Here is a 12,186-nt window from a genome sequence, read left to right as displayed (position 1 = left end):
TCTATTTTTGGAGTGAATCGGCGACGGTCATCGGCTCTACGACCGCTCCTTCACGAACTTTGTGGAAACCCGAAGTGACGACGCGCGCTCCGGAGTCGAGTCCGGAGTTGACTACCCACATATTATTATAGGTATTGCCGAGGGATACGATGCGCTGTTTCGCCCGTCCGGCCGAATCGAGCGCATAGACGCTGCTGATGCCCTGCGTGCGCATTACCGCTTGTTGCGGGATCAGCAGCGCCGACCGCAGCGTGTCGACGACGGTGCGGATGCGGGCGAACTGCCCGGGGCGCAACAGCGTATCCGGATTCGGGAACGAAACCTGTGCGTTCAGCGATCCGGTGCCCTGCTCGACGGCCCGTCCGATAAAATCGAAGTGCCCCCGGTGCGGATAGGCGATGTTGTCCGAGATCGTCAGCATGATTTCGCTGAAATCGGCCCTGCCCCGACGTATCAGATCGAAATAGGTGTCTTCCGGGATGAAGAATACCACGCGTATCGTATCGACCTGCGAGACGGTGTTCAGTACCGCATATTGCGATCCGGGGCCTACGTAGTCTCCGGTGCGGGCTTTTGTCTGTCCGATAATGCCGTTTACGGGGGAGAGTACCTGCGTGTAACTTTGTTCGATTTCGGTGTATTTCAATGCAGCCTGAGCTGCTTTCAGAGCCGCCTGGGCTGCCGATAGCCGCGAGACGGCGGCGTCTAGGTCGCTTTTGCTGGCAGCGTTGATGGTTGCGAGCGGTTTCACGCGTTCGTAATTCTGCCGGGCATTGGTCAGTTCCGCTTCGGCCTGGCTGACCGAGGCCTGCCGCTGAGCCGTTTGCGCGGCGTAAGGGGCCGGTTCGATCACGTAGAGCAAGTCTCCCTTGTGTACGAATGTCCCTTCTCTGAAATAGATTCCGCGCAAAAATCCGCTTACGCGCGCCTGTATCGTGATGTCCGATTTTCCGTAGGTCTGGCCTACGAAGTCCATCCATATCGGAATATCGCTCGTCGTCGCTTCGGCCACCGGTAGTTCGAGCGGCGGCGTCTGCGTCTCTCGCTTTCGTTTGCAGCCCAACAACAGGGCTCCGGATAAAATCAGAATCAGAAAGGTAGATTTATTCGCTTTCATACGTTTAGAGTTTACCGTTATTCTGTCAAAAAACATACCGCTTATTGACGGTAGTATTGTTTTGCAGGAAGGGGTACTCTTTTTAAGTCCTTTTTTTTCTTATTATGTCCTTTTTGAAGTTACAGGGTTGTGAATTTTGACGCTTGGCGGTTCAAAAACGATTTTGTGGAAATAATCCCCCGAAATGTGAGGGGGTGTCCGAAAAAGATCGAATTTATGCCGAGTCGTAATTTTAGGTTACTGTTTTTTATTAAATCCGGGTTTCAGGCAGGGATATTACGTGTTTTTACCGGATTTTGACGAGATAATTATGCGTTTAATAGAATTATTGTTTTAAATCGTAATTTAAATTATTTGTGATTTGTGTGTGTATTTTGGGGGTATATGTTTTAAAATAAGTATTTATATTAAAATATACCCCATAAAATTTGCATTATAGAATTTAAAAATACTATATTTGCATCAAACGATTGAATTTGTGGTTATGAAGCCTGAGGATTTTACTTATTATTTTTCGTTGGCAGAAAATCCCCGTATGGGGATTGAACGGAAAATCTGACAAAACGGTCCGATTCGTCGAAACGGATCGGAGTCCGGGAAAAGAAATGAGTTGTTGATCCATTTAAATGAAAGGCTATGAAAAAGAATTTATCCATTGTACGTATGATGTTGGCGGCGATAGTGTTTTCGACTTGCGCGCCGTCTTTAAAAGCCCAGTCCGGAGTGGTGGTGAACGTGGGAGCGGACCTCGTGAGCGGATATGTGTGGAGGGGGGTCTATCAGATAGGATCGGGGGCGAGTGTTCAGCCTTCGCTCGGATTGGCTTATAAAGGATTTTCCATCGGAGCCTGGGGCTCGACCAGCTTGCGGGAAGGTTTCAAGGAGCTGGATCTTTCGGCCGGTTATTCGGTCGGCGGTTTTTCGGTCGGAGTCACCGATTACTGGTGGGCCGGACAGGGCGCTCCTTTCTATTCCGATTATCTGAATACGCACCTGTTTGAGGGGACGCTGGGCTATCATTTCGGCAAAAAGTTTCCGTTGCACGTCTCCTGGAGCACGATGTTCGCCGGGAATCTCGACAAAGTGGACGGCGAGCGGAAGTTTTCGACCTATATCGAACTCGGTTACGATTTCCGGATCAAAGGCGTCGATCTGACCTGTGCAGTCGGCGTGGCGCCGTGGGACGCTCCGGCATGGCTGACTCCGCGATGGGGCGACAAAGGGTTTCAGGTTTCGAATATTTCGCTGAAAGCCTCCAAAACGGTCCGGATTACGGATTCTTATTCGCTGCCGGTCTTCGTGCAGGCCGTCGCTTCGCCGGCGACCGATGATGCGAGTCTCGTATTCGGGATATCTTTTTAGTTCATTCACCATAAAATCCAAGCAAAATGAAAAAGATCGAGGCAATTATTCGTAAGACCAAGTTCGAGGAAGTGAAGGAAGCTTTGCTCGCAGCAGACATCGAGTGGTTCTCTTATTACGACGTTCGAGGGATCGGAAAGTCCCGCCAGGCCCGTATCTACCGCGGAGTGGTGTATGATACCAGTTCCATCGAGCGGATACTGATATCGATTGTTCTGCGCGATAAGAATGTGGAAAAGACGGTGCAGGCCCTTCTTAAATCGGCTTTTACCGGCGAGATCGGCGACGGGCGCATATTCGTCATTCCCATCGACGACGCCATCCGCATCCGTACCGGTGAAAGGGGCGATATCGCCCTTTACAATGCGGAGCTGGAGAAATAGTTTTTTCGAGGGCTTGTTATTGAACGAACACGAAGTATAACGACAAAGAATTTTGAGTCATGGATTATATAGAAGATATTACACAAGTCGCCGTCCCTGCGGTGGACAGCGGCAACACGGCGTGGATGATCGTCGCTACCATTCTCGTCCTGTTAATGACCATTCCCGGTATCGCCCTGTTTTACGGCGGGCTGGTGCGCCAGAAAAACGTACTGAGCATCATTATGCAGTGCTTGCTTATCGTCGGCGTAATTAGTATTCTGTGGGTGGCATTCGGTTACAGTTTCGTATTCGGAACCTCTCTTTGCGGGACTGCCGCAGGCAGCGTGATCGGCGGTTTCGATAAAGTGATGCTGAACGGCGTAACGCCGTCGGCGCTGACTACGGGCAACATTCCCGAAATCATTTTCGTGGTTTTCCAGTGTATGTTTGCCGTGATCACGCCGGCTTTGATACTGGGCGCTTTTGCCGAACGGATCAAATTTTCGGGCTTTATGCTCTTCACGATCCTGTGGAGCATCTTGGTGTACAACCCGATGGCGCACTGGGTATGGGGCGGCGGATGGCTGCAGGAAATGGGGGCCATCGACTTTGCGGGCGGAACGGTCGTGCATATCAATGCCGGTATTTCCGCACTGGTAATGGCCGTGCTGCTCGGTAAGAGAAGAGGCTACCGGGTCGGACAGCCGATGAGCCCGCACAACGTTACTTTCGTATTCATGGGAACGGCTTTTCTGTGGCTCGGCTGGTTCGGTTTCAATGCCGGAAGCGGTCTGCAGGCCGACGGTATCGCGGCCAACGCTTTTCTGGTGACGCACTTGGCCACTTGCGTGGCGGCGATGACGTGGATGCTGATCGACTGGGTGCACAACAAAAAGCCGACGACGGTCGGCGTGTGTACCGGAGCGGTGGCCGGACTGGTTGCCATTACGCCTGCCGCAGGCACCGTAAGCGTTCTTGGAGCCGTTTGCATCGGGCTTCTTTCCTCGGTCGTTTGCTTTTTCATGGTGGCCGTCGTCAAACCGAAATTCAAATACGACGACGCCCTCGACGCATTCGGCGTACACGGCATGGGCGGTATCGTGGGTTCTATTCTTACCGGAGTTTTCGCTACGCGGTATATCAGCGGCGAAGGCGGTGTGGAAGGAGCGCTTTACGGCGACTGGCATCAGTTGTGGGTGCAGGTAGTGGCTACGGCGGTATCCGTCGTTTTCAGCGCCGCAATGACCTATATTCTGTTCAAGATCGTCGACAAATTGGTCGGTCTGCGTGTTGACGCCCGCGTGGAAGAGGAGGGACTCGATATCTACGAACACGGCGAGAGCGCTTACAACAGTTAGACATCGTTGGATGTAGCGTAATAGAGGTTTAAGTTTAAGTTGGTTGCAAGATGCCCCGGCGGCGAACCGGCCGCCGGGATATCGAAAAAAGAAAAAACGTTAAAATTCAAGCATATGTCACTTTACATGGTAAAACAGTACAAGGCCAAACTCGTTCCGGAGATGATGGAACAGGCCATCAAGACGATTAAAACCCGCTTTCAGAAATCGCTGGCGGCCGAACTGGATTTGCGCCGGGTCACCGCGCCGCTTTTCGTGCTGTCCGGGACGGGAATCAACGACGACCTGAACGGCGTCGAACGGCCGGTTTCGTTCCCGATCAAAGATATGGGTGAACGCCGCGCCGAGGTGGTGCATTCGCTGGCCAAGTGGAAACGAATGAAACTCGGAGCTTACGGCATCGCTCCCGGTTACGGTCTTTATACCGACATGAACGCCATCCGCGCCGACGAAGAGCTGGATAACTTGCATTCGATCTACGTGGATCAGTGGGATTGGGAACGCACCGTGACGGCCGAACAGCGCAACCTCGATTTCCTGAAAGAGATCGTTACTAAAATTTACGGTGTAGTTCGCCGCATGGAACGCGAAGTGTATGAGATCTATCCGCACATCACGCCGATCCTTCCGGAGACCATCCGGTTCATCCAAAGCGAAGACCTGTTGAAAATGTATCCGTCGCTGTCTCCTCGGGAACGCGAGACGGAAGCGGCCCGCAAATACGGGGCGATCTTCGTGATCGGCATCGGCGGCAAACTGTCCGACGGCAAAAAACACGACGGCCGGGCTCCGGATTACGACGACTGGACAACCCCGTCCGACGGAGGGTATAAAGGGTTGAACGGCGACATTATCCTGTGGAACCCGGTGCTCGAATCCGCTTTCGAAGTTTCAAGCATGGGTATCCGGGTCGACAAAACGGCTTTATTGCGTCAGTTGGAACTCGAGGGGTGTCCCGAGCGCGCCGATTTGGAATTTCACAAAGCGCTGCTCGAAGACCGTATTCCGTTGTCGATTGGCGGAGGGATCGGCCAGTCGCGGTTATGCATGTTCCTGCTGCGCTGCGCGCATATCGGCGAAGTGCAGGCCAGTATCTGGCCCGAAGAGATGGTAGAGACGTGCCGCAAGCACAATATCTATCTGAAGTAAAAAATGATTTGAGAGACGGAAAAGTTTCTAATACTTAAATTTATAAAGCCATGTCAGAACTTAGATTTAAAGTAGTGGAAGAGGCGATCAAACGCAAGGCCGTTTGTATGCCCGCGCCGGCGGAACGGGCTTCCGAATATTTCGGAATGTATGTTTTCAATGAAGACAAAATGCGCAAGTACCTGCCGAAAAAAACATACGAGGCGCTGTTCGAGACGATGAAGCACGGTAAAGCGCTGAGCCGCGAAATTGCAGACAGCGTCGCATCGGGTATGAAACAGTGGGCGATGGACATGGGCGCCACGCACTATACGCACTGGTTTCAGCCGCTTACGGGCGGTACGGCCGAAAAACACGACGCTTTTGTCGAGTACGACGGCAAGGGCGGGGTGATCGAGGAGTTTTCCGGGAAGCTGCTGATTCAGCAGGAGCCCGATGCATCGAGCTTTCCGAGCGGCGGTATCCGCAATACGTTCGAAGCGCGCGGTTATTCGGCTTGGGATGCGACTTCGCCGGCTTTCATCGTCGATACGACGCTCTGTATCCCGACGATTTTTATCGCCTATACCGGGGAAGCGCTCGACTACAAGGTACCCTTGCTTCGGTCGCTGCAGGCCGTCGATAGAGCCGCTACGGAGGTGTGCCGCTACTTCGATCCGACGGTGTCGAAAGTGTACTCCTACCTGGGATGGGAGCAGGAGTACTTTCTCGTCGACGAGGGCCTTTATGCGGCTCGTCCGGACATGGTGCTGACCGGTCGTACGCTGATGGGGCACGAGAGCGCCAAAAACCAGCAGTTGGAAGACCATTATTTCGGAGCCATTCCGACCCGGGTGATGGCGTTTATGAAAGATCTCGAATACGAGTGCTGGAAACTCGGCATTCCGGCCAAAACGCGTCACAACGAGGTGGCTCCGAACCAGTTCGAGCTTGCCCCGATTTTCGAAGAGACCAACCTGGCCAACGACCATAACCTGCTGCTGATGTCGATTATGAAAAAGGTGGCGCGCCGCCACTGTTTCCGGGTGATCCTGCACGAAAAGCCGTTTAAAGGAATCAACGGTTCGGGCAAACACAACAACTGGTCGCTCGGAACCGATACCGGCGTCAACCTGCTCTCCCCGGGCAAAACGCCGCAGGATAACCTGCAGTTCATCACGTTTCTGGTCAATGTGATGATGGCCGTTTACAAGCGGAACGGATTACTGAAGGCCAGTATCGCGAGCGCGACGAATGCCCACCGGCTGGGTGCGAACGAAGCGCCCCCGGCGATCATTTCGGTGTTCCTCGGCCGCCAGATTTCGGCGGTGCTTGACAAACTGGCCTCCAGTTCGTGCGACGATACGATCGAATTCGACGACAAGTGCGGTTTCCGGATGGGAGGAATCGATCATATTCCGGAATTGCTGATCGACAATACCGACCGCAACCGGACGTCTCCGTTCGCCTTTACGGGCAACCGTTTCGAGTTCCGCGCCGTAGGCTCTTCGGATAACTGCGGCGGCGCGATGACCGTATTGAATACCGCCGTAGCCGATCAGTTGGCCGAATTCAAGGAGGCCGTCGACACCCGTGTCGGCAAAGGCGAACCCAAAGAGCAGGCGATTCTGTCCGTGCTGAAGGCTTACGTCAGGGAGTCCGCCGCGGTTCATTTCGACGGCAACGGTTATACCGACGAGTGGAAAGAGGAAGCTCTGAGGCGCGGTCTGGACTGCGCGGTTTCCGTTCCGGAGATCATCGACCAGTTCGTTGCGCCGACCCATGCCGAGATGTTCGTTCGGATGGGGGTGCTTTCGTCGAAAGAGTTGCATGCGCGTGCCGAGGTGAAGTGGGAGACCTATACGAAAAAGATCCAGATCGAAGCCCGCGTGTTGGGAGATCTGGTGATGAATCACATTCTTCCGGTCGCTTCGCGCTACCAGGGAATGCTGCTGGACAAGGCTTTTAAAATGAAAGAGTTGTTCGGCGCCGATAAATTCGGAAGCGTGGCTGGCCAGGACATGGCGCTGATCGAGAAGATCTCCGTTCACATGGAGAAGATCCAGACGTTGACCGAAAAGATGATCGAAGCTCGCAAAGTGGCCAACAAAATCGCCAGCGAACGGAAAAAGGCGATTGCCTATCACGATACGGTGGCTGTGGCATTCGATGAGATCCGTTACCACGCCGACAAACTCGAAGAGGTGGTCGACAACGAAATGTGGCCGCTGCCGAAATACAGGGAGTTGCTATTCGTACGCTAGTGGTTTTTAATCCGCGCTGCGGTGGTTGTGAAAAAACGCTGCGGCGCAATTACAGACAAAAGGCATGAAACAGAATCGAAAAATAAACGTTGCGCCCCGCCGACAGGGGTTATACGATCCCGATAACGAACGCGACGCGTGCGGCGTCGGACTGGTTGTCAATATCAAGGGGAATAAGACCCACGACATTGTCGAAAACGGTCTCCAGGTACTCGAACACATGATGCACCGCGGAGCCGAAGGGGCCGATAACAAAACCGGCGACGGAGCCGGCATCCTGGTGCAGATTCCCCATGAATTTATTCTCTTGCAGGGCATTCCGGTTCCCGAAAAGGGGCATTACGGAACCGGACTCGTTTTCTTACCGCGCGACAAAGCCGGTCAGACGGCGGCTCTGGGGATCGTCAAACGAAACGTACAGGCCGAGGGACTTAACCTGATGCACGTGCGCGACGTTCCGGTGAACGACGACGTGCTGGGCCGGGCGGCCCGCGACACGGAACCTGTGATTAAACAGGTCTTCGTAACGGGCGATCCGGGCGCGTCGACCCTGGAGCGCAAGCTCTATATCGTCCGCAAAAAGATCGAGAAAGAGTGGCTCGAAAGCGACCTGGAACAGAAGGAGGCGTGCTATGTGGTCAGCCTGTCTACCCGTACGCTGGTCTACAAAGGGATGTTGTCGTCGGTACAGTTACGCTATTATTTCCCCGATCTGGTCAATCCGTATTTTACCAGCGGCCTGGCTTTGGTGCATTCGCGTTTTTCGACCAATACGTTTCCGACCTGGAGTCTCGCGCAGCCGTTTCGCCTGTTGGGGCACAACGGCGAGATCAATACGATCCGCGGTAACCGGAGCTGGATGGAGAGCCGCGAGGGCGTGCTGCATCCCGACCTGCTCTGTCCGCTCGAAGAGCTGGGGCCCGTCGTGCAGCGGGGAATGAGCGACAGCGCTTCGTTGGACAACGTACTGGAATTTTTCGTTCAGAGCGGCATGACGTTACCCCATGCGCTGGCGATGTTGATTCCGGAAAGCTATAACGATAAAAATCCGATATCCGCCGAACTGAAGGCTTTTTACGAATACCACAGTATTTTCATGGAGCCTTGGGACGGCCCGGCGACGTTGCTTTTTTCGGACGGCCGTTATGCCGGCGGTATGCTTGACCGTAACGGCCTGCGCCCGGCCCGTTACTTTATTACCAAGAACGACATGATGGTGGTCGCTTCGGAGACCGGGACGTTTGCCGTCGAAGCTTCGGAGATCCGCGAAAAGGGTCGTTTGCGTCCCGGTAAAATCCTGATGATCGACACCGAGAAGGGCGAAATCCGTTACGATCCGGAAATCAAGGAACAGCTCGCCGCCGAACATCCGTACAAAGAGTGGCTCGGACGGAACCGGGTCGTGCTGAACCAGATTACTTCGGGCCGGCAGGTGAAACATTCGGTCGAACAGTACGACCGGATGCTGCGCGTGTTCGGGTACAACCGGGAGGACGTCGAGAAGCTTATCAAGCCGATGGGCGAAAACGGTTTCGAACCGCTCGGTTCGATGGGCAACGACACGCCACTGGCCATTCTGTCGGCCAAACCGCAGCGGTTGTTCAACTATTTCCGGCAGCAGTTCGCGCAGGTGACCAATCCGCCGATCGATCCGATCCGCGAAGAACTGGTCATGTCGATCGCCAGTTACATCGGCGCGGTCGGCGGAAATATCTTGCACCCGTCGGCCGAACACTGCAAAGTGGTCAAACTGCCGAGTCCGATCCTGACCAATGCCGAACTGGATATTTTGAATAATCTGCGTTACAAAGGATTTCGGACGCTGACCTTGCCGATGCTGTTCGGCCCGGCAGACGGCGGACAGGGGCTTGCGGACGCGGTTGACCGACTTTGCGGAATGGCGGAAAAAGCGGTCGACGACGGTTACAATTATGTGATTCTGAGCGATCGGGGCGTCGACGTCGAACATGCTCCGATCCCGTCGCTGCTGGCTCTGTCGGCCGTGCACCACTACCTGAACGACCGGCGCAAGCGGGCTCAGATCGCGCTGATCGTCGAAACCGCCGAGGCGCGCGAAGTGATGCATATGGCGTTGCTGATCGGATTCGGGGCCAGCGCCGTCAATCCGTATATGGCTTTCGCCGTGCTCGACCGGCTGGTTGCCCAAGGCGATATTCAGTTGGACTACGAAACGGCCGAAAAACATTACGTCAAAGCGTTAAATAAAGGATTACTGAAAATTATCTCCAAGATGGGGATTTCGACGATCCGCAGTTACCGCGGCGCGGAGATCTTCGAAGCGGTGGGACTGTCGGACGGATTGCTGAAACGGTATTTCCGGGGGATGACCTCGAAGATCGGCGGGGCCGACTTGGAAGACCTCGCCGTCGATACGCTGACCGCTCATGCGCACGGTTTCGGGGAGCTGTACGACGAGGATGCGCCGCTGGAGAATTTCGGCAATTACGCCTATCGTAAGGACGGCGAGCGGCATGCGTGGAATCCGGAGACGATCTCTACGCTGCAACTGGCCACGCGGCTGGGCAGTTACAAGAAATTCAAGGAGTATACGCGACTTGTCAACGAAAAACCGTCGCCGATGTTTCTGCGCGATTTGATGGAATTGAAACGCAATCCGATCGACCTGTCGCTCGTGGAGCCGGCGACGGAGATCATGAAGCGTTTCGTAACCGGTGCGATGTCGTTCGGTTCGCTCAGCCGCGAGGCGCACGAGGCGATCGCGATCGCGATGAATAAGATCGGAGGCAAAAGCAATACCGGCGAAGGCGGCGAGGACGCGCGGCGTTACCGTCCCAATACGGACGGTACGATCGCCCGCAGCGCGATCAAACAGGTGGCTTCGGGACGTTTCGGCGTCCATGCCGAATACCTGGTCAATGCCGACGAGATCCAGATCAAGGTCGCCCAGGGGGCCAAGCCCGGCGAGGGCGGACAACTCCCCGGTTACAAAGTCGACGAGATGATCGCCCGGACGCGGCATTCGATCCCCGGCATTTCGCTGATCTCGCCGCCTCCGCACCACGATATTTATTCGATCGAGGACCTGGCGCAATTGATTTTCGACCTGAAGAATGTCAATCCGCGCGCGCGGATCAGCGTGAAATTGGTTTCCGAAAGCGGAATCGGCACCATTGCGGCCGGAGTCGCTAAAGCGAAAGCCGATATGATCCTGGTCAGCGGCGGCGAAGGCGGTACCGGAGCCAGTCCGGTCAGCTCGGTGAAACATGCCGGCCTGCCGACCGAAATCGGCTTGGCCGACGTACAGCAAACCCTCGTGCTGAACGGTCTGCGCGGTAAAGTCACGCTGCAGACCGACGGCCAGTTGAAAACCGGCCGCGACGTGGTGATCGCCGCGCTGCTCGGGGCCGAGGAGTTCGGATTCGCTACGAGCGCGTTGATCGTACTGGGGTGCGTGATGATGCGCAAGTGCCATATGAACACTTGTCCGGTCGGCGTGGCTACGCAGGACGAACGGCTGCGGGAACATTTCCGCGGGCGTTACGAGTACCTGGTCAATTTCTTTAACTTTCTGGCCGAAGATGTCCGCGAAACGTTGGCCGAACTCGGATACGCGCGGTTGGACGACATTATCGGTCGCACCGACCTGATCGAGCCGAAAAAGTTCGAACCGGGAACCAAAATTTCGAAAGTGGATTTGTCGAGGATCCTGTACCGTCCGGCCGAAGCCGGAACGAACGACGTCCGTCGGACGACCGTGCAGGATCATAAGATCGAAAAGGTCAAGGACCGTTCGATCATCGGGATGGCGTCTCCGGCCATCGATTCGAAAATGCCGGTGCACCTGAGTTTCCCGATTTACAATACGGACCGTTCGGTCGGAGCGATGCTTTCGGGACAGATCACTTCGAAATACGGCAGCGAAGCGTTGCCCGAGAATACGGTCAGCGTGACTTTCCGCGGTTCTGCCGGGCAGAGTTTCGGAGCGTTCCTGTGCCGGGGCGTGACGTTTCGCTTGGAGGGAGACGCCAACGACTACCTCGGCAAAGGGCTTTCCGGCGGAAAAATCGTTTTGGTGCCGCCGAAAAACTCGACTTTCCTGCCCCACGAGAACATCATTGCCGGCAATACGCTGCTCTACGGCGCGACGGCGGGCGAAGTGTATATCAACGGGCAGGTCGGCGAGCGTTTCTGCGTCCGTAACAGCGGCGCGACGGCCGTTGTCGAAGGGGTGGGAGATCACTGTTGCGAATACATGACCGGCGGCCGCGCCGTAGTGCTCGGTACGACCGGACGAAACTTTGCGGCGGGCATGAGCGGCGGAATCGCTTACGTGTGGAACCGTCTCGGCAATTTCGACTTCTTCTGCAACATGGAGATGGTCGAATTGTCGTTGATCGAAGAGACGGCCGACAGCAAGGAATTGCATGCGCTGATCAGTTCGCACTATTACCATACGGGCAGCCCGCTCGCCAAAACGATGATCGACGACTGGAGCGAATACGTCGGCCAGTTTATCAAGGTGATGCCGATCGAATACAAAAAAGTGCTCCATGCGCAGCGCATGGCCGCGCTCGACCGCAAGATCGCCGAGATGGAAAAAGATTATTAAA

General features: G+C 55.0%; 7 protein-coding genes. 6 read left to right on the top strand and 1 reads right to left on the bottom strand.

Annotation, left to right across the window (positions count from 1 at the left end; all coding sequences use genetic code 11):
* Position 1: 1 nt before the first annotated feature.
* Positions 2–1,117, bottom strand: coding sequence for an efflux RND transporter periplasmic adaptor subunit (locus GFH31_RS01795; RefSeq protein ID WP_101573308.1), 1,116 nt, complete (start codon positions 1,115–1,117; stop codon positions 2–4).
* 636 nt (positions 1,118–1,753) lie between these two features.
* Here GFH31_RS01795 and GFH31_RS01790 point away from each other — a divergent pair.
* From GFH31_RS01790 to gltB, 6 genes are all read left to right on the top strand, one after another.
* Positions 1,754–2,479 (top strand): TorF family putative porin, encoded by a 726-nt coding sequence (locus GFH31_RS01790; RefSeq protein WP_118457223.1) that lies wholly within the window; start codon positions 1,754–1,756, stop codon positions 2,477–2,479.
* A gap of 26 nt (positions 2,480–2,505) precedes the next feature.
* Positions 2,506–2,862, top strand: coding sequence for a P-II family nitrogen regulator (locus GFH31_RS01785; RefSeq protein ID WP_055205988.1), 357 nt, complete (start codon positions 2,506–2,508; stop codon positions 2,860–2,862).
* Between the two features lie 59 nt (positions 2,863–2,921).
* Complete coding sequence (locus GFH31_RS01780) at positions 2,922–4,202, top strand: ammonium transporter (RefSeq protein ID WP_101573304.1); 1,281 nt, start codon at positions 2,922–2,924, stop codon at positions 4,200–4,202.
* Between the two features lie 114 nt (positions 4,203–4,316).
* Positions 4,317–5,351 (top strand): aspartate--ammonia ligase, encoded by a 1,035-nt coding sequence (gene asnA / locus GFH31_RS01775; protein ID WP_101573435.1) that lies wholly within the window; start codon positions 4,317–4,319, stop codon positions 5,349–5,351.
* 50 nt (positions 5,352–5,401) lie between these two features.
* A complete protein-coding gene (locus GFH31_RS01770; protein ID WP_101573303.1) occupies positions 5,402–7,594 on the top strand; it encodes a glutamine synthetase III in 2,193 nt (730 codons plus the stop codon).
* 64 nt (positions 7,595–7,658) lie between these two features.
* Positions 7,659–12,185, top strand: coding sequence for a glutamate synthase large subunit (gltB, locus tag GFH31_RS01765; protein WP_153498384.1), 4,527 nt, complete (start codon positions 7,659–7,661; stop codon positions 12,183–12,185).
* Position 12,186 lies beyond the last annotated feature (1 nt).

The organism is Alistipes sp. dk3624 (assembly GCF_009557455.1).
GTDB lineage: Bacteria > Bacteroidota > Bacteroidia > Bacteroidales > Rikenellaceae > Alistipes_A > Alistipes_A hominis.
This window is presented reverse-complemented; position numbering and strand designations above follow the sequence as displayed.